Source organism: Pseudophaeobacter sp. (assembly GCF_039971195.1).
Lineage (GTDB): Bacteria > Pseudomonadota > Alphaproteobacteria > Rhodobacterales > Rhodobacteraceae > Pseudophaeobacter.
In genome coordinates this window covers 1-22,579 of sequence record NZ_JBDWPJ010000144.1, presented here as the reverse complement: position 1 = coordinate 22,579, position 22,579 = coordinate 1, and the positions used below count along the sequence as shown (strand labels likewise).

The 22,579-nt window shown below is 60.3% G+C and carries 21 protein-coding genes; 11 read left to right on the top strand and 10 right to left on the bottom strand.

Features of this window, described 5'->3' with window-relative positions:
- The 3 genes from ABJP42_RS12830 to ABJP42_RS12820 are packed head-to-tail and all read left to right on the top strand — an operon-like array spanning position 1 to position 3,812.
- Entirely contained in the window at positions 1 to 864 is an 864-nt protein-coding gene (locus ABJP42_RS12830) for a polyprenyl synthetase family protein (RefSeq protein WP_348340939.1), read from the top strand.
- Positions 865 to 904: 40 nt separating this feature from the next.
- Positions 905 to 2,833: a 1-deoxy-D-xylulose-5-phosphate synthase gene (gene dxs / locus ABJP42_RS12825; protein WP_348340937.1), complete on the top strand. Its 1,929-nt coding sequence runs from the start codon at positions 905 to 907 to the stop codon at positions 2,831 to 2,833.
- 19 nt (positions 2,834 to 2,852) lie between these two features.
- Positions 2,853 to 3,812 carry a restriction endonuclease gene (locus ABJP42_RS12820; RefSeq protein ID WP_348340935.1) on the top strand — a complete coding sequence of 320 codons (960 nt, stop codon included), beginning with the start codon at positions 2,853 to 2,855 and terminating at the stop codon, positions 3,810 to 3,812.
- Here the strand turns inward: ABJP42_RS12820 and ABJP42_RS12815 are convergent, their stop codons facing one another.
- From ABJP42_RS12815 to ABJP42_RS12795, 5 genes are all read right to left on the bottom strand, one after another.
- On the bottom strand, positions 3,813 to 4,685 hold the full coding sequence (locus ABJP42_RS12815; protein WP_348340933.1) for an SDR family oxidoreductase: 873 nt from the start codon (positions 4,683 to 4,685) through the stop codon (positions 3,813 to 3,815). It abuts the gene before it with no gap.
- A 404-nt stretch (positions 4,686 to 5,089) separates the two neighbouring features.
- A complete protein-coding gene (locus ABJP42_RS12810; protein WP_348340931.1) occupies positions 5,090 to 5,890 on the bottom strand; it encodes a carnitinyl-CoA dehydratase in 801 nt (266 codons plus the stop codon).
- Positions 5,887 to 7,923, bottom strand: a complete 2,037-nt coding sequence (locus tag ABJP42_RS12805) for an acetate--CoA ligase family protein (RefSeq protein ID WP_348340929.1) — start codon at positions 7,921 to 7,923, stop codon at positions 5,887 to 5,889. The genes ABJP42_RS12810 and ABJP42_RS12805 overlap by 4 nt, the downstream gene beginning before the upstream one ends.
- 6 nt (positions 7,924 to 7,929) lie before the next feature.
- On the bottom strand, positions 7,930 to 8,238 hold the full coding sequence (locus ABJP42_RS12800; RefSeq protein WP_348340927.1) for an Rdx family protein: 309 nt from the start codon (positions 8,236 to 8,238) through the stop codon (positions 7,930 to 7,932).
- A 6-nt stretch (positions 8,239 to 8,244) separates the two neighbouring features.
- A complete protein-coding gene (locus ABJP42_RS12795) occupies positions 8,245 to 9,408 on the bottom strand; it encodes an acyl-CoA dehydrogenase family protein (RefSeq protein WP_348340925.1) in 1,164 nt (387 codons plus the stop codon).
- A 78-nt stretch (positions 9,409 to 9,486) separates the two neighbouring features.
- Here ABJP42_RS12795 and ABJP42_RS12790 point away from each other — a divergent pair, with 78 nt between their 5' ends.
- Positions 9,487 to 10,437 carry a GlxA family transcriptional regulator gene (locus ABJP42_RS12790; RefSeq protein ID WP_348340923.1) on the top strand — a complete coding sequence of 317 codons (951 nt, stop codon included), beginning with the start codon at positions 9,487 to 9,489 and terminating at the stop codon, positions 10,435 to 10,437.
- A gap of 122 nt (positions 10,438 to 10,559) precedes the next feature.
- On the opposite strand, the gene ABJP42_RS12785 is transcribed toward ABJP42_RS12790, so the two are convergent.
- Together ABJP42_RS12785 and ABJP42_RS12780 are read right to left on the bottom strand one after the other, a co-directional pair.
- On the bottom strand, positions 10,560 to 11,564 hold the full coding sequence (locus tag ABJP42_RS12785) for a sterol desaturase family protein (RefSeq protein WP_348340921.1): 1,005 nt from the start codon (positions 11,562 to 11,564) through the stop codon (positions 10,560 to 10,562).
- 148 nt (positions 11,565 to 11,712) lie between these two features.
- A complete protein-coding gene (locus tag ABJP42_RS12780) occupies positions 11,713 to 12,468 on the bottom strand; it encodes a class II aldolase and adducin N-terminal domain-containing protein (protein WP_348340919.1) in 756 nt (251 codons plus the stop codon).
- Between the two features lie 116 nt (positions 12,469 to 12,584).
- On the opposite strand from ABJP42_RS12780, the gene ABJP42_RS12775 reads away from it, so the two are divergent.
- Positions 12,585 to 13,490 (top strand): LysR substrate-binding domain-containing protein, encoded by a 906-nt coding sequence (locus tag ABJP42_RS12775; protein WP_348340917.1) that lies wholly within the window; start codon positions 12,585 to 12,587, stop codon positions 13,488 to 13,490.
- Here ABJP42_RS12775 and ABJP42_RS12770 read toward each other — a convergent pair.
- A complete protein-coding gene (locus tag ABJP42_RS12770; RefSeq protein ID WP_348340915.1) occupies positions 13,487 to 13,909 on the bottom strand; it encodes a hypothetical protein in 423 nt (140 codons plus the stop codon). The two genes, ABJP42_RS12775 and ABJP42_RS12770, sit on opposite strands and share 4 nt — an antisense overlap.
- Positions 13,910 to 14,113: 204 nt before the next feature.
- Here ABJP42_RS12770 and ade point away from each other — a divergent pair, with 204 nt between their 5' ends.
- The 6 genes from ade (at position 14,114) to msrA (ending at position 20,060) form a co-directional block, all read left to right on the top strand.
- Positions 14,114 to 15,928, top strand: coding sequence for an adenine deaminase (ade, locus tag ABJP42_RS12765; protein WP_348340913.1), 1,815 nt, complete (start codon positions 14,114 to 14,116; stop codon positions 15,926 to 15,928).
- Entirely contained in the window at positions 15,925 to 17,409 is a 1,485-nt protein-coding gene (locus ABJP42_RS12760; protein ID WP_348340911.1) for an AMP nucleosidase, read from the top strand. Before ade ends, ABJP42_RS12760 begins: the two co-directional genes overlap by 4 nt.
- A gap of 142 nt (positions 17,410 to 17,551) precedes the next feature.
- Positions 17,552 to 17,845 (top strand): HU family DNA-binding protein, encoded by a 294-nt coding sequence (locus ABJP42_RS12755; RefSeq protein WP_054461859.1) that lies wholly within the window; start codon positions 17,552 to 17,554, stop codon positions 17,843 to 17,845.
- A gap of 219 nt (positions 17,846 to 18,064) precedes the next feature.
- Positions 18,065 to 18,973, top strand: a complete 909-nt coding sequence (locus tag ABJP42_RS12750; RefSeq protein WP_348340909.1) for a DMT family transporter — start codon at positions 18,065 to 18,067, stop codon at positions 18,971 to 18,973.
- A 131-nt stretch (positions 18,974 to 19,104) separates the two neighbouring features.
- Complete coding sequence (msrB, locus tag ABJP42_RS12745; protein ID WP_348340907.1) at positions 19,105 to 19,554, top strand: peptide-methionine (R)-S-oxide reductase MsrB; 450 nt, start codon at positions 19,105 to 19,107, stop codon at positions 19,552 to 19,554.
- On the top strand, positions 19,551 to 20,060 hold the full coding sequence (msrA, locus tag ABJP42_RS12740; RefSeq protein ID WP_348340905.1) for a peptide-methionine (S)-S-oxide reductase MsrA: 510 nt from the start codon (positions 19,551 to 19,553) through the stop codon (positions 20,058 to 20,060). The genes msrB and msrA overlap by 4 nt, the downstream gene beginning before the upstream one ends.
- Before the next feature lie 70 nt (positions 20,061 to 20,130).
- Here msrA and ABJP42_RS12735 read toward each other — a convergent pair whose 3' ends face one another.
- The gene (locus ABJP42_RS12735; RefSeq protein WP_348340903.1) at positions 20,131 to 22,137 is read right to left on the bottom strand and encodes a hydantoinase/oxoprolinase N-terminal domain-containing protein; all 2,007 of its coding nucleotides are present in this window, start codon (positions 22,135 to 22,137) and stop codon (positions 20,131 to 20,133) included.
- Positions 22,138 to 22,205: 68 nt separating this feature from the next.
- Positions 22,206 to 22,579 (bottom strand): epoxyqueuosine reductase (locus tag ABJP42_RS12730; protein WP_490363224.1); only part of this gene is annotated, 374 nt, incomplete at its 5' end.

The window sequence follows — 22,579 nt, the reverse complement described above, 5'->3', positions numbered from 1 at the left end:
ATGGCTGTCCCCTTCATCGAGGCGCTGGAACAGGCGCAACAAGAAATCTCTGCCCGCTTGAATGCCATCATTCCTGTAGGTGCCACCCTTGGCAAGCCGATGCTGCATGCCGTTCTTGGCGGCAAAATGCTGCGCGGCTTTCTGGTGCTGGAAAGCGCGCGTCTGCACGGTGTTGATACCGAGGCCGCGCTGGATGCAGCCGTCGCCATCGAGTGCATTCACGCCTATTCCCTGGTGCATGATGATCTGCCCTGCATGGATGACGATGACCTGCGCCGCGGCCTGCCAACCATCCATAAGAAATGGGACGAGGCCACCGCCGTCCTGACGGGTGATGCGCTGCAAACCATGGCTTTTGATCTTTTGGCTGACCCCAAATTTGGCCCCAATGCGCTTGAGCTCATCCGGCTTTTGGCTCGCGCAGCGGGACGTTCCGGCATGGTGCAGGGGCAGATGCTGGATATTGATGCCGAAAGCGCCACAACCCCGCTGACACTCGAACAGATCACCCAGCTCCAGGACCGGAAAACCGGCTGCCTTATCAACTGGTCTGCCACGGTTGGACCAGTGATTGCAGGCGCAGATTCCCGTGCCCTGTGGCAATATGCAACTGCCCTTGGCCTTGCTTTTCAGATTGCTGACGACATCTTGGATGTTGAAGGAGACGCAGAAAAGGTCGGCAAAGCCCTGCGCAAAGATGCCGATGCCGGCAAGGCAACCTTTGTCTCGCTCTTGGGGTTGGAGCCCGCCAAACAACGCGCGCGGGATCTGATCGAAGAGGCCTGTGCCGCCCTCGCCCCCTACGGGGATGCGGGAGAAACCTTGAAGCAGGCCGCCCGCTTCGTTATTGCGCGAGACAGCTGACACCGGGGCCATTTTGCTCCGCCCGCCACAAGGAAACACCATGTCTGACCGGCCCTCTACTCCGCTTCTGGACCAGATCTCGCGCCCTGCGGATATGAAGGGCCTGTCTGATGCCCAGCTGGTGCAGCTGGCGCATGAGCTGCGGCAAGAGACCATCTCGGCGGTTTCCACCACCGGTGGCCATCTGGGCGCCGGTCTCGGCGTGGTCGAACTCACCGTGGCGCTGCATGCGATTTTTGACACCCCTCGGGACAAACTGATCTGGGATGTCTCGCATCAAAGCTACCCGCATAAGATCCTGACCGAGCGCCGCGACCGGATCCGCACCCTGCGCACCAAGGGCGGTCTCTCTGGTTTCACCAAACGCTCTGAATCCCCCTATGATCCCTTTGGTGCTGCCCATAGCTCCACCTCGATCTCCGCCGCGCTTGGCTTTTCCGTCGCCCGCGATCTTGGCGGCGTGGTCCCCGAAGGCCTGGGTGAGGCCATTGCGGTGATTGGCGATGGCTCGATGTCAGCCGGGATGGCCTTTGAGGCGATGAACAATGCCGGCCATCTGAACAAACGCATGATCGTGATCCTCAACGACAATGAGATGAGCATCGCGCCGCCGGTTGGCGCGCTCTCCTCCTACCTGTCACGGCTCTATGCTGAGGAGCCCTTTCAGGAGTTGAAGGCCGTAGCCAAAGGCGCCGCCTCCCTGCTGCCAGAACCCTTCCGCGAAGGTGCCAAGCGGGCCAAGGATATGCTCAAAGGCATGGCCGTGGGCGGCACCATGTTTGAATCCTTTGGCTTTTCCTATGTCGGGCCGATTGATGGCCATGATATGGACCAGCTCTTGCCGGTGCTGCGCACGGTCAAGGCCCGCGCCAAGGGGCCGGTGCTGATCCATGTGCTGACCAAAAAGGGCAAGGGCTACGCCCCGGCCGAGGCCGCCCGCGACAAGGGTCATGCCACCGCAAAATTCGACGTGGTCACCGGCAAGCAGCACAAGGCCCCCTCCAATGCGCCCTCCTATACCGGGGTCTTTGGTGATGAGCTGGTGAAACTGGCCGCCAAGGACGACAAGATCTGCGCCGTCACCGCTGCCATGCCTGATGGCACCGGCCTCAACCTGATGGCCGAGCGCTACCCTTCGCGCTGTTTTGACGTCGGTATTGCCGAACAACACGGCGTCACCTTTGCCGCCGCACTGGCGGCAGGCGGAATGAAGCCATTCTGCGCGATGTATTCGACCTTTTTGCAGCGCGGCTATGACCAGGTGGTGCATGATGTGGCCATCCAGCGGCTGCCAGTGCGTTTTGCCATCGACCGCGCCGGTCTGGTGGGCGCAGATGGCGCCACCCATGCGGGGTCCTTCGACATCGGCTATATGGCCAACCTGCCCGGCATGGTGGTGATGGCCGCCGCTGACGAGGCAGAGCTGGTGCATATGGTGCATACTGCCGCCGCCTATGACGCGGGCCCCATTGCCTTTCGCTACCCGCGTGGCGAGGGCGAAGGTGTCGACATGCCCGAAGAGCCGCAACTGTTGGAAATCGGCAAGGGCCGGATGATCCAGGAAGGCAAACGCGTGGCGCTGCTCTCCTTTGGCACCCGTCTGGGAGAGGTCAAGAAGGCCGCCGAAGCGCTAGCAGCCAAGGGCATCACGCCGACAATTGCCGACGCCCGCTTTGCCAAACCGCTGGACCAAGAGATGATCCTGGATCTGGTGGCAGGTCACGAGGCGCTGATCTCAATCGAAGAGGGCGCCGTGGGGGGCTTTGGCTCCCATGTGGCGCAGCTGTTGTCAGAAGAAGGCGTCTTTGATGCGGGCTTCAAATTCCGCTCCATGGTGCTGCCCGATACCTTCATCGATCAGGCCAGCCCCAAGGACATGTATGAAACAGCCGCAATGAACGCCCCCCAGATCGAAGCAAAGGTGTTGGAGGTTCTGGGCGTGGCACAGATTGGGGAGAAACGGGCTTAGGGTTGTGCTTTAGGAGTATATGAACAATTCTGCAGAGAACAAATTTCTTTGCGAGCTCTTTTTAATGCCTATTCCCGACTACCAACAATTGATGCGGCCACTGCTTCAAGCATTTGCAGGCGGCGCCCAAAATGTTTCACAGGCCTTACCGTTCCTTATTGAGGCGCTCAACATTTCCAATGCTGAAGCGGAGGAGCTTCTGCCAAGCGGTAAGAAAACATACCTTAGTGATAGGGCACACTGGGCCAGGACTTATATGACCAAAGCTGGTCTGATCCAAACCGTCAAAAGAAACCACCACGAAATAACTGGTTTAGGCCGAACTTTTCTACAGCGTTATCCTGATAGAATTGACAATTCTGTTCTGGCGCAATCTACGGAGTTCTCACAGTGGCGAGAACGGCCAAACAAAGATCAAGCTCAACAGTTCTTGATCGAAAGCCCAGACACGGCACAGACTCCCGAAGACAAGATGCTTTCAGCCTTTTCTGAAATCGAAACGGACCTAGCTATCGACGTCGTCGACGCTGTACTGTCTCTTTCCCCTGCTCGGTTCGAAAAGCTAGTCGTCGATTTGCTTCTCGCAATGGGCTACGGAGGCGGTGAGCTCGAAAGAGGCCTGCAGACCTCTCTCAGCGGGGACGGCGGTATTGATGGGATCATCAATGAAGACGAACTTGGTTTGGATGCAGTATATGTCCAAGCTAAAAGATATGCTCCGGAAAACAGGGTAGGTCGCCCGGCCCTGAATGCCTTTGTTGGCTCTTTGACCGGTGAGGGAGCGAGCAAAGGTGTCTTTGTGACCACCTCAGACTTTTCCAAAGATGCGGTAGAATACGTTGACCGTGTTCAACATCGGATAGTCCTGATCAATGGCGATCGCCTGGCGCGCTTAATGATCAAACATGAAGTCGGAGTTCGCGCGAGGAAAACATTTGTTTTGCGGTCTGTAGACGAAGACTACTTCTCCGAAAGCTGACTAAAGCGCCGGGGGCTCTGCCGGAGGCACAAACTGCTCCATATCTTCTGCTGCGAGCACAGCCCGCAACCCTTCACGGTAACTTGGATAGAGCAGTTCCACCCCAAGCTCATCCTTGATACGAGTATTGCGCACCCGTTTGTTTTCACCGTAAAAACTGCGCGCCATTGGGGTCATGCCTGCTTCGTCAAAAGGCACCTCGGCAGGCACCGGCAGGCCCAGCAGTTCTGCCGCATAGCCCAGCACATCCTGCGGCGGCGCCGGATCATCATCGCAGAGGTTATAAATGGCGCCCGGGTCGGGGTGCTCCATCGAGGCCAGCAACACCTGCACTATGTCCGCCACATGGATGCGCGAAAACACCTGCCCCGGTTTGACAATGCGGCGCGCCTTGCCCGCCATCAGCTTGGCAAAGGGGCCGCGCCCAGGGCCGTAGATGCCAGCAAGGCGAAAGATATGCAGCGGCAGATCCGGGATGCTTTGCCACTGCTCTTCTGCCAGTACCCGCCAATTGCCCCGTTCGCTGGTGGGGGCCACTGCTGTCCCTTCATCCACCCAGCCGCCATCACGGTCACCGTAAACCGCGGTGGTCGACAAATATCCGACCCATTCAAGACGGGGCGCTACCTCGGCAATCTCATCCTGCAGAGCCGCCAGCACCGGATCGCCCGCATCATTTGGCCCAATGGAGCTGAGCACATGGGTGACCCCAGTGAGGGAGAGATCCTCTCCCGGCCAGATCAGCATCTCCACTCCGGGAACTTCAATAGCCTCGCGCGCGGTGCCAATCACCCGCCAGCCCCGTGCCAGCAGCGATTGCACCAGATGGCGCGCGGTATATCCACATCCAAGACAAAGAAGCGTTTTTTGCATGCCTCTACATGAGCAGATCCACCGGGCGGTGCAAGGCCTGTTTCCACCCCCACACCGCGCACCCTTGACCAATTGGCGAATGGAAACTGGCCTCGCCGCCTCCCACAGTTCCTTGTGCTGGGGTCAAGGGACGCCCTGGCGTCCGCGCAGCGGCTTGCCCTTGAGGCCAGTAAAGGATCACCAGACTTGCCATGGCGCCTTCAGGGGCAGCTCTGCCCCTGAAGCGCTTCCTCAGCAGATCTTCCTGTTGCGCCGCGCATAGCGCGGCGCCCGGCCCAACTGTGGCGGATCCTCCCTCAGGGAGGCTCCAGAACAGGCGGGAGCTCCCGCCCCTTTTCTTTGCATCATAGATGCAACCTAAAGCCTTGGGCCTGGCAGCGCACCGCCAAAGGCGGTGCGCTGCGTCACCGCCCTTTCCAGACCGGATCGCGTTTCTCGGCAAAAGCGCGGGCGCCTTCCAGCTGGTCCTCGCTGGCGTAAAGCACATCCACCGAGCGCAGCTGGCGCTGGGTGATATGGTTCATCGCATCCTGGAACTTGCTATCCTCGGCGTCGCGCACCACCTCCTTGATTGCCGCATAGACCAGCGGCGGACCCGAGGCCAAAAGCCGCGCCATTTCCCAAGCGCGATCCATCAGCTGATCTGCAGATACGATCTCGTTCACCAGGCCCCAGCGATGCGCCTCTTCCGCATCAAACCAGCGCCCGGTCAACAACAGCTCCATCGCGATGTGATAGGGAATGCGTTTGGGCAGCTTGATCGAGGCCGCATCCGCCACCGTGCCGGAACGGATTTCCGGCAGGGCAAAACTGGCATGATCCGCTGCCAGGATAATATCAGCCGAGATCGCCAGCTCCAGCCCGCCGCCGCAGGCGATGCCATTCACCGCCGCAATTACCGGCTTGTTCATGTCGCGCATTTCCTGCAAGCCGCCAAAGCCGCCAACGCCATAATCGCCATCCACCGCATCGCCATCGGCGGCAGCCTTCAGATCCCAACCAGGGCAAAAGAACTTCTCGCCGCCGCCAGTTAGAATGGCCACCCGCAGTTCCGGATCATCGCGGAATTCTTGAAACACCTCGCCCATCACCCGGCTGGTAGCCAGATCGATAGCATTGGCCTTGGGCCGATCCAGCGTGACCTCCAGAATGGCGCCTTCGCGCCGGGTCTTCACTGGGCCTTCTGTCCTGTCTACAGCGCTCATCTCATAAAGTCCTTTCTTTGCATCAAGGCATCCGCTGCCACCGCATCCGCCGGCGTGCAAAGGAGCGGATTGATTTCTATTTCTTCCAGGCCCTCGGCCTCGGCCAGCACATAGGCCTGGACCGATTTCACCGCCCGCAGGATCGCTGCACGGTTGGCCGCAGGCTTACCACGGTATCCAGCCAAAAGCCGGGAGATTTTCAAGCCGCCCAATGCCGCATCAATCATTGCGTCACTGGCCGGCACCAACAGGGAAGCACTGTCTTCCAGGATCTCGGTCAGGGTACCGCCGGCCGCAAGGGTCAGCACAAAACCATGCGCCGGATCCTTGACCACGCCGATCAGCAGCTCGGCGACAGCACCGCCGACCATTTCCTCCACCAGGAAGCGCTCGGTTGGCATTGCATTGGCCGCATCGCTGACCGCCCCGCCCGAGGCAAGCCCCAGCACCACGGCGCCTGCCTCGGTCTTATGGGCGATACCTTCGCCCTTCAGCACCACCGGATAGCCAATATCTGCCGCCGCCGCACGGGCTGCGCCGGGGGACCTGGCCTGAATCGAGTTGGGCACCCGCAGGCCATAATCCGACAGGCGCAGCTTGGCTTCGGCCTCCGGGATCAGGCTGGGGGTCACCGCTGGGGAAGGCAGCAGCAGCGGCGCGGCCAGATCCACCTGAGGCATACTGGCGGCGGCGCAGGCGGCAATCGCTTCGCGCAGACCGCAAAAGGGCACAACCCCCGCTGCCATCAGCCGCTCAGAAACCTCTTCGGGCAGCAGTTCCGGCAGGGTTGCAACCAGACCGACATTGGCGCCCCGAGCCTGATGGGCGCCGATAGCCGCCTCAATGGCGCAGTCCCAATCACTGGCCGAGCACCGGTCGGCGCGCGGGAAGTCGACCACAAGCAGGGTCATCGCCAGCAAGGGATCCATCATCGCCGCAAAGGCCTGGGTCATCGCCGGCGTGTCACGCCAAATATAGGTGTGATAGTCCAGCGGATTTGCCAGCGCCACCATCGGCCCCAGCGCCGCACGCAGGTCCGTTTTCTGGCTGTCATTCAGCGTCGGGAACACCACCGGCAGGTCCTGCGCAGTATCCGCCGCCAGGCTGGCCTCTCCGCCGGAACAGCTAATGGAGGCAATGCGATTGCTGGGCAACGGCCCGGTCACATGCAAAAGCTTCAGCGTTTCCAAAAAGGCGGGCAGGTCATCAAGACGCGGGATGCCGAGGCGTGAGAGCAAAGCCGAAGCCCCCGCGTCACCGCCTGCAAGCGAGGCGGTATGAGAAATGGTTGCTGCCTGGGCCTCGGAGGATTTGCCCACCTTCAGGGCAATGATCGGTTTGCCAAGGGCTCGGGCCTTGGCGGCCAGGGCCTCAAAGGCCCGCAGATCGCCAAAGCCTTCGATATGCAGACCGAGCGTGGTGACGCGGTCATCCTCCAGCAGTGCCTCGCCAATGGCAGCGATGCCCGACTGCGCCTGATTGCCCGCCGCCACCACATAGGCGATGGGCAGGCCCCGCATCTGCATGGTCAGGTTGATGGCGATATTGGAGCTTTGGGTGATCAGGGCAACGCCCTTTTCCACCCGCTTACCGCCATGCTGATCAGGCCAGAGAAGCGCCCCATCCAGGTAGTTGATAAAGCCATAGCAATTGGGCCCGAGGAAGGGCATCTCACCGGCTGCTTCCAGCAGCTGAGCCTGCAGGTCGGCGCCTTCGGCATCCTCGGCCTGGGCTTCCAGAAACCCGGAGGCAAAGCAGACCGCACCGCCCGCATCCCTTGCCGCCAGATCCCGCACCACCTCGATGGTGGTAAAGCGGTTGACGCCCACAAAGGTCGCATCCGGAGCATCCGGCAGACTGGCGACATCCTTGTAGACCGGCAGGCCTGCCAGCTCTTCTGCCTTGGGATGTACCGGCCAGATCTCGCCGTCGAACCCCATCTTCTGGCACTGTTCAATCACCAGACGGCACCAGGCACCACCGCCGACAACGGCAATGGTTTTGGGCCTAAATAGCCTGTTTAGAGACTTCATCTTTGTCTATTTACCACTTGTGGCCCGGTCCAGATGGCCGAGATCCTGTTGCGGATTGATCCGGTCGCGCACGCGAGTCTTCAGCTCTTTCACATCCGGAAATCCGCCGTCGCGCTTACGCTCCCAGATCAGCTCTTCATTTAGCGTGATCTCAAACACCCCCCCGACCTCTCCGGGCACCAGGCTCACTGCCCCCAATTGATCCTGAAAGGTCGACAGCAGTTCCTGAGCCATCCAGGCGGCGCGCAACATCCAGTTGCAGCCGATACAATAGGTGATAGTGATCTTGGGTTTCAAAGGAGAGGTCGTGGACATGGCTCATCAGGCTCCGTGGGCGCGTAACATTTCACGGCTGATGATATGACGCTGGATCTCGCTCGTCCCCTCCCAAATGCGTTCCACGCGGGCATCGCGCCAAATGCGTTCGAGCGGCAGCTCATCCATCAGCCCCATGCCGCCATGAATCTGGATCGCCTCATCGGCGACCATGGCCAGCATTTCGGTGGCTTTCAGTTTTGCCATCGACATATCGCTTTCGGTGACGCTGCCCTGATCGAACTTCCAGCCGGCCTCCCAGGTCAGCAAGTTGGCGGCCTTCAGCTCCAGCGCCATATCGGCCAGTTTGAAAGAGACCCCCTGGAACTTGCCGATCTGCCGGCCGAACTGCTTGCGCTCGGCGGCATATTCAACCGAGTGCTGAAGCGCGCGTTCGGCGCGGCCCAGACAGGTTGCCGCAACCTGCAGGCGGGTGGCGCCAAGCCAAGTATTGGCCACGTCAAACCCCTTGTCGACCTCGCCCAGGATGGCCGAAGACGGCAGGCGGCAGTCATCAAACTCCAGCACTTGATTGGTATAGCCCCGGTGCGAGACATTGCGGTAGCCATCGCGCACGGCAAAGCCCAGGGTGCCCTTGTCGACAAAGAAGGCGGTGATCTTTTTCTTTGGCCCGCGCGGCGTGTCCTCGACGCCCGTCGCCATAAAGCAGATGGCGAAATCAGCGATATCCGCATGGCTGATGAAATGCTTGGTGCCGTTCAGGATCCAGTCATCGCCATCCTGACGGGCGGTGGCCTTCATGCCGCGTAGATCCGAACCCGCGTCTGGCTCTGTCATCGCCAGACAGTCCCATTTTTCGCCCTTCATACAGGGAAACAGATACTTCTCTTTCTGCTCTTCCGTGCCGGCCAGCAGGATGTTCGACGGGCGTGCAACCCCGGTCCAGTGCAGCGCGTAATTGGCGCGGCCCAGTTCCTTTTCATACATCAGCCAGCTGAGCGTATCGAGCCCGGCACCGCCGACTTCCTCGGGCATATTAGCCGCATAGAGCCCCGCTTCCATCGCCTTGGCCTGGATCTCCTTGATCACATCCATGTCCAGATGACCGGTGCGTTCAATCTCCAGCTCGTGGGGGTAGAGCTCGTTTTCCACAAAGGCACGAGTCGTCTCAACGATCATTGCCTGTTCTTCAGTCATGCCAAACTGCATCGCGCGCATCCTTCTCTTTCACTTGCCGGACAGTCTAGCCTCAGGTTAGGGTCTCACCGTGCAAGGATGGACAAAATCATGCAGATATGGACAAAAGATGACGCCGCAGTGCAGCAGGTGGATCTGCTGTTGTTTGACGATTTTTCAGGCCATTGCCTTGCCAATACCATTGAACCGCTGCGCGCCGCCAATACCCTGGCGGGGCGGCAGATCTATGCCTGGCGCTTCCTCACTCTGGATGGGTGCTCTGCCACCTCTTCGGCCGGGATGGAGGTCAACCCGCATGACCAGCTGGCGCGCTGTCGCGGCGATATGTTGATCGCCATGCCCTCCTATCGCTACCGTCCCTTGGCGACTGATCAGACAAAGAAATCGCTGCGCGCGGCGGCGGGCCGTTACGCTGTGATGGCCGGGTTTGATGCCGGCGCCTGGCTGTTGGCTGCGGCAGGGCTGCTGGATCAGCGCCGCGCCACCATCCATTGGGAGGAGCTGGCCGGGTTTGCCGAGGATTTCCCCCAGGTCGAAGCTCTGCGCCAGCGCCACGTTCAGGATGGCAACCGGGTGACCTGCACCGGTGCCCTGGCGGCCTTTGATCTGATGATGGAGCTGATTGGTCAGCGCCACGGCCAGGCCCTGCGGTTGGAAGTTGCCGCCCTGTTCATGAGCCCGGAAGTCACAGAGCCTGCGACTGTGGCGTCAGGCTCTGCCCGCAGCCGGTCTGTGGCGCGCGCTTTGGCGCTGATGCAGGCCCATATCGAAGCCCCGCTTTCAATCCCGGAGATCGCCCGGCAGGTGGGGCGCAGCCGCAAGGATCTGGAACAACGCATGAAGGCGCAACTGGGGGCCAGCCCGCAGGCCATTTACCGGCATCTGCGCCTGATTCAGGCCAGAAAGCTGGTGTTAGAGACTGATTTGAGCATTTCTGAGGTGGCCCTGCGCTGTGGCTATACAGATCCCAGCGCCATGACCCGCGCCTATCGTCAAGAGTTTGGCGCCCCGCCGCGGCAGATGCGGAGCAATGAGGGGTAGAATGACTTCCCCGGCCCAAAGAGCCGGGCAGCGCCTAACCTTCCCCCCGGGAAGGCGCTTTCACGTCTCCCCAAGGTCAGGAGCTGGTTCCACTTCAAAAAGCCCTAAGGTCTGGAAACCGCTCACCCAAACATCCGCTTCTTGCGGACGCGGGTTTCTGCGGTGGCCTCGGCGCTGCCATCGTGAAAGGTGCCAAACCAGCGATCCCAGGGCATCTCCTGATTGCCATAATTACACTCATAATAACGGTGATGCAGCTGGTGATAGAATGTGCCCAGCGCCAACCAGCGTTTATCCTTGATCAACAGATCCTCATAGCCGGTATGGGTCATCGCCGCCCCCGGCCCCTGAAACACGATATGGAAGTAAAGGTGCACCGGATGGCTCGCCACCAGCCAATGAATGCACAGCGTGGTCAGGTAGAAAAAATGCTCTACCGGGTGCATGGCAAAGCCAGACCAGGGGCCGATATTGACGTTGCGATGATGCAGCGAATGCACGTGTTTATACAAAAACGGTAGGTGCAGCAGCCGGTGCACCCAATAGAAATGAAAGGCCGACCACATTGGCAGGATCACCAGAAATCCCAAAAACCAAAAGGGGTTTTCGGCAAAACTGATCATCGGGGTGTAGCCATTGGCCATCAGCCACATGGTCAGCACCTGAAACCCGGTGAGCTGCAAGACCCCAGAGCCAAGGCTCCAGAACATATTGTCCTTCACCTGATCACTAAAATCCCACAGCCGGTTGTTACGCCCCTGTTCGCGGCGCTCGAACTTCAGCTTTTTGCCCTGGCCACGATGCATATGGAAATACCAGTGCAGCCCGCCGGCCACGGCAAAGATCATCAGGAAATTGACCAGCCAGACCCGCGCAATCCAGCCCGGTGCAAAGCTCTGCGCGGTCTCGATCGACGGATAGAAGACCCACCACAGAACCAGCGCCAGGCCCAGCATCAAAACCCGTTCGCTGAGGGTCAGCCAGTTGCGCAGCAGCCAATGCAACAGAAAAGCTGGCTTTGGCGGCCATTGGAAGATCGACGGATTCCGCAAAGGCAGCTCTGGGTGATAGTTCCAGTCTTTCCCCATATCCTGCATCTGCTCTGGCTGGTCTTTGCCGTCCTGCATTTGGTTTCTCCTCCTGCTGGTCTAATTTAATCTGATCTGACGTAGGGCATGACCTCTTCATCCCGCGGCGCTGCAACGCCCGCGCGAGAAAGAGGAAACCACCTCCAGTTTAGGCTCTAATCAGCCCTTTTTCGATCTATCTGAGCGCCTAGCTGGCGTAGGTGGAACCTTCGCTGTCGAGGATCAGCTTGATCTCTCGCAGATGGGCTTCGGCCTGGGCGGGGTAGTCTTCCAACTCGCGCGCGGTCTTCTCGGCGATCTCATCCGACAGCACCCGCAGGGGCTGCCCGGTCTGCAGAGCGCGAATATAGGTCTCAGCTGCGCGTTCAAAATAATAGAGCCTGTTCAGCGTATCCGCCGGGTCAGAGCCGATCACCAGCACCCCGTGGTTGCCCATGATCATCACCTTCTGCTTAGGGTCGGTCAGCATCGCCGCACAGCGCGCGCCTTCATCCTCAAAGGCCAATCCGCCATAGCCATCATCAATCACATAGCGGTTGAAAAAGGTTGCGGTGTTCTGGTCGATCGGCGGCAAGTTGCTATCCGCCAAAGAAGCCAACACCGTGGCGTGGATCGAATGCACATGCATCACGCAGCGCGCCTGCGGGCAGAGCCGGTGAATTGACCCATGCAACCCCCAGGCAGTGGGGTCCGGCGCGCCGGGCTTGTCCATGGTCTCGGGATCATCCGCATCGAGAAACAGCAGGTTCGAGGCGGTGATGCGGGCAAAATGCATCTGATTGGCATTCATCAGGAACTGGGTGCCACTCTCGTTCACCGCCAGGCTGAAATGATTGGCCACGCCTTCGTGCATATTGAGCCGCTCCACCCAGCGAAAGCTCGCCGCCAGATCGACGCGCTCCTGCCAGTGATCCATATTGGGGCGCAATTCGGTGACGCTCATCTCGGGGGCTCCTGCTGAAAATCCTACCTGCCCAAAACCTGAGGGGCGAGGGCCTGTTTGACCAGCGCAAAATTTGCGGTCTTGCCATTAGCCTGACTTATGGCAAACTTATGCACATGAAAAACACCCTCCCCCCTTTGGGCTGGCTGCGCACCTTTGAGGCCGCCGCCCGGCATCTGTCCTTTACCGGCGCGGCGCGGGATCTCAACATGACCCAAAGCGCGGTCAGCCAGCAGATCAAAGGGCTGGAGAGCCACCTCGGCAAGACGCTGTTTCATCGCCGCCCCCGCGCGTTAGAGCTCACCCCCACCGGAACCACCTATCTGCCCGTGGTGCGCGAGGCCTTTCGCACCCTCACCAATGGCACCCGCGCCATTGCCGGGCCGCAGAAAAATGTGGTGCAGGTGCAGTCCAACATCTCATTTGCGGTGCAATGGCTGTCGCCCCGGCTGGGGTGGTTTTACGATCAGCACCCGGATGTATTGCTGAATATCTCCACCGAGATCTGGGAGCCGCGCGGTATGGCAGAAGGCGCCGATGTGGAGATCCGGTTTTCCCTCGGCCTGGCCGACACCGTCCGGGGCGAGCTTTTGCGGCGTGATCACTATTACCCGGTCTGTGCGCCCGGCTATGAGGTGGAACTGGCAGAGCTGCACCAGCACCGGCTGTTTGACTGCGCCAATCTGATGGCCAATTTTGCCGCCTGGGCCGAGGATCAATCGTTGCCCTGGCCCAACCCGCCGGTGACCTATACCACCACCTATATGGCCTGTCTGCCAGCCGTGGCCGCTGGGGCCGGGGTGGGGTTAGCGCATGATATCATGGCCGGAGACATGATCCGCCAGGGGCGGCTGATCGCGCCTTTTGACCATCGTGCCGCCGTGCCCGAGGCCTATTATCTGTTGCTGTCACCGCAGGCCGAACAATCCGCCGGGGCGCAGGCCTTTGCCAATTGGCTGCGCGCCGAGATGGCGCAGGAACACAGCGGCGGCAAGGCCTGGCCCGAAGGGTTCAGATCCTAGGCGGGGTCAGGGGTGGGGGCTGACTGAGCCAGCAGCCAGCGCGAAATCAAGGCGATGCGAAGGGCCGCGATCACAAAGATCAGGATCATCAGCACAAAACTCGCCAGCGGTGGCACCAGCGGCGAATACCAGGAAATTGCGCTTTTGGCTTGCTGGGCAATCCCGATCAGGTCGAGGAACCGATGAAACAGCGCCTCTGAGACAAACAGCAGGGTGATAATCAAACTGTCCCGCCAGGTGCCCATCAGCAGGGTCCAGCGGGTGGTTTCAGGATCAGCAATCACCACATCGCGGGCACGGCCATAAAAGGCAAAGGCGCAGACAATCAGCCCGATCGCCAACATCAGGCTAGTGATGCCAAGCCAGAACATCGATTTTTGAAATTCGGGACTGTTCAAAAGTTGCATAACGTCGTTCATAAAAATTTCCTCGTAAAAATACACCTCAACTTAACGGCGAGACCTCCAGGCATGCAAAGGGGGAACGTCAGGCAGGGCTTGGTACGCGCATCATTGGCGGCTTTGTTGTCACAAATCATCCTCTTGACCTGGCTATAGGTGTTTCTACGTCCGGCATAAAATTGCAGGGCTTGCACTTATCCCGGCAATCAGAACAATTGGCACATGACAGATAAAGCATTCCCCAGCTGGCCCGATATCGCCTCAGACCTGATCCATGTTGCAGCAGGACGCGCGCCCGCCGATACGGTCATTCGTCAGGGCAAATGGGTCAATGTCCACACCCGCGAGGTTCTGGACGGTCATGACATCGCCATCAAATCTGGCCGCATCGCCTATGTTGGCCCCGATGCAAGCTATTGCACTGGCCCCGATACAGAGGTGATCGAGGCAGAGGGGCGTTACATGATCCCCGGCCTGTGTGATGCCCATATGCATATCGAGAGCGGCATGCTGACCCCGGCAGAATTTGCCCGCGCGGTGATCCCCCATGGCACCACTTCAATGTTCACCGACCCGCATGAGATCGCCAATGTGCTGGGACTGGAAGGCGTGCGGCTGATGCATGACGAGGCGCTCCTGCAGCCGGTGAATATCTTTACCCAGATGCCGTCCTGTGCGCCCTCGGCGCCGGGGTTGGAGACCACCGGCTATGAGATCACCGCCGAAGATGTGGCGGAGGCCATGCAGTGGCCCGGCATCATCGGCCTCGGTGAGATGATGAATTTCCCCGGCGTTGCCAATGCCGACCCCAAGATGCTGGCCGAGATCGCCGCCACCCAGCGCGCGGGTAAAACCGTTGGAGGCCACTATGCCTCGCCAGACCTTGGCCCCGATTTTGCCGCTTATGTTGCCGGTGGCCCGGCGGATGACCACGAGGGCACCTGCGAGGCTGATGCCATCGCCCGGATGCGTCAGGGCATGCGCGCCATGGTGCGGCTGGGCTCTGCCTGGTACGACGTCGAGGCGCAGATCACCGCCATTACTGAGAAAGGCCTGGACCCGCGCAATTTTATTCTGTGCACCGATGACAGCCATTCCGGCACCCTTGTGCATGATGGGCATATGAACCGGGTGGTACGCCACGCCATCGCCTGCGGCTGTGATCCGCTGATTGCGATCCAGATGGCAACGATCAACACCGCCACTCATTTTGGTCTGGAGCGCGACATCGGCTCCCTCACGCCGGGGCGGCGCGCCGATGTGCTCCTGACCTCTGACCTCAGCGAGCTGCCGATCGAACTGGTCATGGCGCGGGGTCAGATCGTCGCGGAATCAGGCTCTATCAAGGTGGATTGCCCCCATCTGGACTGGCCGGACAGCGCCCGTGGCACCATTCATCTGGGCCATGAACTCTCCTCGGCGGATTTTGAAATCCAGGCGCCCGAGGGCGCCAATGCGGTCACTGCCAATGTCATCGGCATGGTGGAAAACCAGGCTCCGACCAAGGCATTGAAAGCCGAGCTGCCGGTGCGCGACGGATTGGTTGAGGCGACCCTGGCCACTGGTGGCGAGACCTGCCAGATCGCTCTGGTCGAACGCCATCGCGGCACTGGCGGTGTGACCAATGCCTTTGTCTCTGGCTTTGGCTATGAGGGCAAAATGGCCATGGCCTCCACCGTGGCCCACGACAGCCACCATATGATTGTGGTGGGCACCGACCGCGATCAAATGGCACTCGCCGCCAATCGGCTGGCCGAGGTCGGCGGCGGCGTCACCATCTTCCGCGATGGCAAGGAACTGGCGCTGGTGGAACTGCCCATTGCAGGGCTGATGTCCGACAGCCCCGCCACCGAGGTCGCCGCCAAGGCGCAGAAACTGGGCGAAGCGATGGAGGTCTGCGGTTGTTCCCTGAACAACGCCTATATGCAACATTCCTTGTTGGCGCTGGTGGTGATCCCCGAACTCAGGATTTCGGACCTTGGCCTGGTGGATGTGCGTAGCTTTGAAATGATCCCAGTAATCGAGCCCGTTACATGACGCCAAAAACGCCAACCGCCACCGTCAGATATCCCGAAACCCCAGCCGCCGAGAGTTTTTCGGATGCTCAGGCTGCGGTAGCGCGGCTAGAGCAGCTCTATGCCCAGGCAACAAGCTTCCTCTGTGATGAGTTTGTCGCCAGCATGAGAGAGGGCGCCAAGCGCGACGCTCGTATCCGCGCCTTCTACCCCGAGATCCGCTTTACCACCTCCAGCTTTGCCCAGGTGGACAGCCGGCTCAGCTTTGGCCATGTCTCAGCTCCCGGCACCTATGCCACCACGGTGACGCGGCCGGATCTGTTTCGCAATTACCTGATCCAGCAAATCGCCCTGCTGATCAAAAACCACGGGCAACCCGTTACCATCAGTGCCTCTGATACACCGATTCCGGTGCATTTTGCCGTCGCCTCGCGCCCTGATCTGACGGTGCCACAGGAAGGCGCTGCCGGCTTCACCCTGCGCGATGTCTTTGATGTGCCGGATCTGGCCACCACCAATGATGACATCGTCAATGGCACCTATCAGGCCGAAGATGGCATCGGGCCGCTGTCGCTGTTCACCGCGCAACGGGTGGATTACTCACTGGCGCGGCTATCGCATTACACCGCCACCAATGCCGAGCATTTCCAGAACCACGTGTTGTTCACCAACTATCAGTTCTATGTGGCCGAGTTCGAGGCCTATGCCCGCGCCCAGCTGGCGGATCCCCAGTCCGGCTACACCAGCTTTGTCAGCACCGGCAATCACGAGATCACCGATCCAAAGGCCGATATTCCGCCCATCACCAAGCTGCCGCAGATGCCGACCTATCATCTGAAACGCGCCGACGGCAAAGGCATCACCCTGGTCAATATCGGCGTTGGGCCGTCAAACGCAAAAACCGCCACCGATCATATCGCGGTGCTACGCCCACATGCCTGGATGATGGTGGGCCATTGCGCCGGTCTGCGGAACACCCAGGCGATGGGAGATTTTGTTCTCGCCCATGCCTACCTGCGCGAAGATCACGTGCTCGACGATGACCTGCCGGTCTGGACCCCGATCCCGGCGCTGGCAGAGATCCAGATCGCGCTGGAACAGGCCGTGGCCGAGGTGACGGAATACGAGGGCTATGACCTGAAGCGGATCATGCGCACCGGCACGGTCGCCACCATTGATAACCGCAATTGGGAGCTGCGCGACCAGTCCGGCCCGGTGCAGCGGCTCAGCCAGTCCCGCGCCATCGCCCTGGATATGGAGAGCGCCACCATCGCCGCCAATGGCTATCGCTTCCGCGTGCCCTACGGCACCCTGCTCTGTGTCTCCGACAAACCGCTTCATGGCGAGTTGAAGCTGCCTGGCATGGCCTCTGACTTCTATCAGACACAGGTTGCACGTCATTTGCAGATCGGCATAAAAGCGATGGAACAGCTTAGATCGATGCCGCTAGAGCGCCTGCACAGTCGAAAACTGCGCTCCTTTGACGAAACCGCCTTCCTTTAGGAAGAGTTTTCCACTGTTTTCTGCAAAAAACCGCTGGTTCCTATGGTCTTTTCGCATACTACGCGTTGTGTTCCTACACAACATAACGATAATATCACGCGATGAGGCCCCATAGTTCGGGCAGTTTTAAGGAGATCTGAGAATGTCCAAACCGATGACAAAGACCCAACTTGTCGCCGCTCTGGCTGAAGAAATGGGCGAAGATAAAAAGACCGCAGGCGCTGCTCTCGAAGCAGTTTGCGCTTTGATCACGCGCGAAGTTTCCGGCGGCGGTGCCGTGACCCTGCCAGGCGTTGGCAAAATCTATTGCCGCGAGCGCCCCGAGCGCGAAGTGCGCAACCCCGCCACTGGCGAGAAGTTCATGAAGGAAGCCGACAAGGTCGTAAAAATGACCATTGCCAAGGCCCTGAAAGACAGCGTCAACGGCGAAGCCTGATCCCAGAAACCTTCGGGATTTAGCTTTTGAATTTAGGGTCGCCTCTGGCGGCCCTTTTTTGTTGTCCTATCGCCTTCCTGTTCCAATGCCCTGGCCTCGCAGAACCGTGAGACAAAACCAGCTGCAGCAGCCCGAATTCGCATTCCCTGTCAAAGCCTGCCTTGTTAAACACCTGAGAGACTGATCCGGGACAACGCCGTCCCCCAGGAGACCCGACCCATGGATATTCGCGCTATTGCTATGGGGCTGAGCTTTGCCCTGATGTGGTCTTCGGCCTTTACCTCGGCGCGGATCATCGTGATGGATGCCTCGCCTCTGTTCTCCTTGGCGGTGCGCTTCCTGATCTCCGGCGTGATCGGCGTCGCCATTGCCCTGGCTCTGGGGCAGACATGGCGGCTGAGCCGCGCCCAGTGGCGGGCCACGATGATCTTTGGCCTCTGCCAGAATGCGCTCTATCTGGGGCTCAATTTTGTCGCCATGCAGTGGATCGAGGCCTCGCTGGCGGCGATCCTTGCCTCCACCATGCCGCTCTGTGTGGCGCTGGCCTCTTGGGTCTTCTTTGGCGATCGGATGAAGCCGCTGGGCATCATCGGGTTGATGGCAGGGGTCGCAGGCGTGGCGCTGATCATGGGAACGCGTCTCAATGCCGGGGTCGACGGGTTTGGCATCCTGCTCTGTGTGATCGGCGTGCTGGCACTGACAGTGGCAACCCTGTCGCTGCGCGGTGCCACCTCGGGAGGCAACTTTATGATGGTGGTCGGGCTACAGATGCTGGTGGGCTCGGCCATCCTGTTTGTCGCTGCGCCGCTTACCGAAGAGATTTTTGTCACCCCCACCCTGCGGCTGGGGCTGGCCTTTGCCTATACCACCCTGGTGCCCGGGTTGATGGCCACCTTTATCTGGGTGCTGCTGCTCAACCGGATTGGCCCGATCCGCGCCGCAACCTTCCATTTCCTCAACCCGGTCTTTGGCGTCGCCATCGCCAGCCTTCTGCTGGGCGAACAGCTCGGCCTGCTGGATGTCATCGGCGTTGCCGTGGTCACACTAGGCATTCTGGCAGTACAGCTATCGCGGCAATCCCCCCCAGCCGAACCTGCCCCGGACCAGCCTTCCAAGATCCGGAGCTAACGCCGGAATACATGCTGGCCCAAAACCCACGCCGGGAATTGTCATTTGCAATTCTGCTCCAACACCCCATCTTTGGCAGCAAAGCGAACAGAGCGGCCAAATCACAACAGCCGCAAGAGACGGAGGTTTTCATGACCAAATACAGCAAAGACCCGGCAGCCATCGCCGCCCTTTCCGAAGAGGAATTCTACGTCACCCAGAATTCCGGCACCGAACGCCCCGGCACCGGCAAGCTGCTCGCCAACAAAGAGGTCGGCATCTATGTCGATATCGTCTCTGGGGAGCCGCTGTTTGCCTCGGGAGACAAGTATGATTCTGGCTGCGGCTGGCCCAGCTTTTCCAAACCCATCGAACCCGCCCATGTCAGCGAGCTCGAAGACCGTGCGCTCGGCATGATCCGTACCGAGGTGCGCTCCACCCATGGCGACAGCCACCTTGGCCATGTCTTCCCCGACGGGCCTGTGGAACACGGCGGGCTGCGCTATTGCATCAACTCTGCCTCTCTGCGGTTTATCCCGCTGGCCGAAATGGAGGCCGAGGGCTATGCAGTATATATGAACCAGGTGGAGGAAAGATCATGAGCGAACGTGCTGTACTCGCAGGGGGCTGTTTCTGGGGCATGCAGGATCTGATCCGCAAACGCAAAGGGGTGCTGAAAACCAGCGTCGGCTATACCGGCGGCGATGTGGCCAATGCCACCTACAAGAACCACGGCACCCATGCCGAGGGGATCGAGATCATTTTTGACCCCAGCCAGACCTCCTACCGGGAGCTGCTGGAGTTTTTCTTTCAGATCCATGATCCCACCACCGAAAACCGGCAAGGCAACGATCTGGGGATGAGCTACCGCTCGGTAATCTACTACGTCGACGAGGCGCAAAAAACCGAGGCACTGAACACGATTGCAGATGTTGAGGCCTGTGGGTTGTGGCCCGGCAAAGTGGTGACCGAGGTCGAAGCAGTCTCTGATTTCTGGGAAGCCGAGCCCGAGCATCAGGACTATCTTGAGCGCCGCCCCGATGGCTATACCTGCCATTTTGCCCGCCCCGACTGGGTGTTGCCCAAACGCACGGCCGCTGCAGAATAGCCCTATTTAGAGCCACAAATCGAAAAGATCCGCTCCACTCTGGCGCGGGTCTTTCTTGTTTTCAGGTCACTTAACCCTTGGCAACACGCGGTCGGCCTGATGCCTCAATGGTCAGCGTGGCCTCGACAAATACCTCGCGGGCCTCCACCTCGGCCATGCGAATATCGCGGCTGACATGGATATGGATATTCTCTGCCCCCGCAGCCTCGGCATCGGCCTTGGCTTGGTCCCGCAAGACCTGTTCCAACATCGCCATGGCCTCTTGCGAGGCTGAGAAATCCCGTGGACCACTGTCCAGATGCACCCGAAACTTGCCCTCCGCCGGGGAGGTCACGGCACCACTGCGCCGCATGGTGATCCGACCCACCACCGCACCGATCGCATTGGCCACGCCAGCATGTTCGGGCAAAAGCATCTGACATTTCAGCCGCTCGCCAACTGCCGGGTAATAGCAGGGCGCCGAAGCTCCCAGCCCCACCACGTCGATATTCACCGACATATCCAGGGCCAGAATGCCGCGATGCGAGACCAGCCCCCGCCGCGTCAGCACATGCCGCGCCAGATCGGCAGGCGGCAGTGGGAAATCCTCTGCCTCCTCGGCAAAAGCAGTCTCTAACAAGGTCAAAGCCGTCTGTTCTGTCAATTGATTCACGATCATCTGCGCCAGGGTCTGCGCATCTGGCGCCAGGCTCTCACCACTGCCGACGCGGCGGCGGGCAAACAGGGTCAGCGCTTTTTCAGCCGCCGCAGCATCCCAGGCCTGAACCCGCCCCAGCACATGGCTGGCATCCGAAGGCGTCACCCCCGCAACCTGCACCAGCCCCCGGTCCACCAGGCGCGACAGCGCGCCTTGTTCCATCCGGGTGCGCAGAATATCCCCCAGGGGATGCACCTCGGTTCCGATACGCCCCAACAGGGCATGTTCGCGCTCTCCCAGCCCAGCCGCTGGCAGGCCAAGCACCGCCCGCACAAACCTGCCGTCATATTCCCCGACCACCGGCGCCAAGAGCTGCTTGTCCAGCGTGGCATGTACCAGTTCCGGTGCCTCGGATGCGAGTAATGAAACCGGCACCACCCGGCGCGGACCCAGCGTCACACCGCCCTGTAAGCCACTGGCCTGCAGATGCACCTGACTGTCGCCACCCAACCCGGTCGTGCGCATCGCCACGGCCTCGACCATGGTGCGGAATTCCCCAACCCGGGCCCCTGCCGGATCAATTGCGGGCTTGCCATCGCGGATCAGTGCCACATCTGTGGTGGTGCCGCCAATATCGCTGACCAGGGCGTTTTCTGCCCCGGTCATCCAGCGCGCCCCTACGATGGAGGCCGCCGGCCCGCTCAGAATGGTTTCAATGGGCCGGGCCCGCGCCTGCGCTGCCGACATCAAAGCCCCATCGCCGCGCACCACCATCATCGGCGCCGTCACCCCAAGCTCAACCAATATATCCTGCGCCCGGCCTATCAACCGGTCGATCATCCCAATCAGCCGCGCGTTCAACACCGCCGTCACCGCTCGCTTGGGACCATTCAGCTTGGCCGACAATTGGTGCGAACAGGTCACCGGCGCCTGGGTCATCTCGCCAATGATCCGCGCCGCCTCCAGCTCATGACCCGGATTGCGGGTGGCAAAAACCGAGGCCACGGCAAAACCCGAAACGCCAGCCGATTCCACCTCTAGAAAACGCCGCAACGTTTCTACATCCAGCGGCGCGGCCTCTGCCCCAGCATGGTTATGCCCGCCCGCAAGCACCAGGGCCGGATCGCCCTTCAGCGCATCCTTCAGCCCATGGCGCTCCAGATCCGCCGCGCCAAACCCGATATAGATCAGCGCCACGCGGCCGCCCTGCCCCTCGACCAGCGCATTGGTCGCCAGGGTTGTGGACAGGGCCGCCATCGAAACCTCAGTCGCAGCACAGCCAGACTGTTCCAGAACCGCCCGGACCGCGCCACCAACCCCAATGGCAAGATCCGCCCGGGTAGTCAGGGATTTGGCACTGGCGATCACCTCCTCCTCGTCCCGGATCAGCACCGCATCCGTATAGGTTCCACCGGTGTCCACTCCCAAAAGCAGCGCCATTCTATCCACTCCGACTTACTCGCCTGACCGGTCTAACGCCTATTTGAGACAGGTCCATCCTGTTTGCGTCACGACAGCCGCTGAACCGCCCATTGCGCCGCATCTGCCACTGTCGGATCCGGATCCTGGGTCAGCCCCTCAGCCACGCTCCGCAACTCCGGGAGCCTGGAATTGCCAATGGCATACAGCACATTGCGTACAAAGCGGTCCCGCCCCACCCGCTTGATCGGCGAGCCCGCGAAAAACGCCCGAAATTCGGCATCATCCAGTACCGCCAGATCGGCCAGCTTAGGCGCCTGCAACTCGGCCCGCGCCGCATAGCGCAGATCACTGGCCGCCACCGCAAACTTGTTCCAGGGGCAGGCCGACAGGCAGTCATCACAACCATAGATCCGATTGCCCAGCTTGGCCCGCAGTTCTTCCTTTACCGGGCCCTTGTGTT

Excerpts from the sequence above, each read along its gene's own strand:
- ABJP42_RS12780 (WP_348340919.1), bottom strand. The coding sequence starts at position 12,468 with ATGAGCGTCACCGAATTGCGCCCCAATATGGATCACTGGCAGGAGCGC.
- ABJP42_RS12755 (WP_054461859.1), top strand. The coding sequence starts at position 17,552 with ATGTCCAAACCGATGACAAAGACCCAACTTGTCGCCGCTCTGGCTGAA.
- dxs (WP_348340937.1), top strand. The coding sequence starts at position 905 with ATGTCTGACCGGCCCTCTACTCCGCTTCTGGACCAGATCTCGCGCCCT.
- ABJP42_RS12810 (WP_348340931.1), bottom strand. The coding sequence starts at position 5,890 with ATGAGCGCTGTAGACAGGACAGAAGGCCCAGTGAAGACCCGGCGCGAA.
- ABJP42_RS12760 (WP_348340911.1), top strand. The coding sequence starts at position 15,925 with ATGACGCCAAAAACGCCAACCGCCACCGTCAGATATCCCGAAACCCCA.
- ABJP42_RS12750 (WP_348340909.1), top strand. The coding sequence starts at position 18,065 with ATGGATATTCGCGCTATTGCTATGGGGCTGAGCTTTGCCCTGATGTGG.
- ABJP42_RS12830 (WP_348340939.1), top strand. The coding sequence starts at position 1 with ATGGCTGTCCCCTTCATCGAGGCGCTGGAACAGGCGCAACAAGAAATC.
- ABJP42_RS12785 (WP_348340921.1), bottom strand. The coding sequence starts at position 11,564 with ATGCAGGACGGCAAAGACCAGCCAGAGCAGATGCAGGATATGGGGAAA.
- ABJP42_RS12815 (WP_348340933.1), bottom strand. The coding sequence starts at position 4,685 with ATGCAAAAAACGCTTCTTTGTCTTGGATGTGGATATACCGCGCGCCAT.
- ABJP42_RS12770 (WP_348340915.1), bottom strand. The coding sequence starts at position 13,909 with ATGAACGACGTTATGCAACTTTTGAACAGTCCCGAATTTCAAAAATCG.
- msrB (WP_348340907.1), top strand. The coding sequence starts at position 19,105 with ATGACCAAATACAGCAAAGACCCGGCAGCCATCGCCGCCCTTTCCGAA.
- ABJP42_RS12800 (WP_348340927.1), bottom strand. The coding sequence starts at position 8,238 with ATGTCCACGACCTCTCCTTTGAAACCCAAGATCACTATCACCTATTGT.
- ABJP42_RS12795 (WP_348340925.1), bottom strand. The coding sequence starts at position 9,408 with ATGCAGTTTGGCATGACTGAAGAACAGGCAATGATCGTTGAGACGACT.
- msrA (WP_348340905.1), top strand. The coding sequence starts at position 19,551 with ATGAGCGAACGTGCTGTACTCGCAGGGGGCTGTTTCTGGGGCATGCAG.
- ABJP42_RS12820 (WP_348340935.1), top strand. The coding sequence starts at position 2,853 with ATGAACAATTCTGCAGAGAACAAATTTCTTTGCGAGCTCTTTTTAATG.
- ABJP42_RS12775 (WP_348340917.1), top strand. The coding sequence starts at position 12,585 with ATGAAAAACACCCTCCCCCCTTTGGGCTGGCTGCGCACCTTTGAGGCC.
- ABJP42_RS12790 (WP_348340923.1), top strand. The coding sequence starts at position 9,487 with ATGCAGATATGGACAAAAGATGACGCCGCAGTGCAGCAGGTGGATCTG.
- ABJP42_RS12735 (WP_348340903.1), bottom strand. The coding sequence starts at position 22,137 with ATGGCGCTGCTTTTGGGAGTGGACACCGGTGGAACCTATACGGATGCG.
- ABJP42_RS12805 (WP_348340929.1), bottom strand. The coding sequence starts at position 7,923 with ATGAAGTCTCTAAACAGGCTATTTAGGCCCAAAACCATTGCCGTTGTC.
- ade (WP_348340913.1), top strand. The coding sequence starts at position 14,114 with ATGACAGATAAAGCATTCCCCAGCTGGCCCGATATCGCCTCAGACCTG.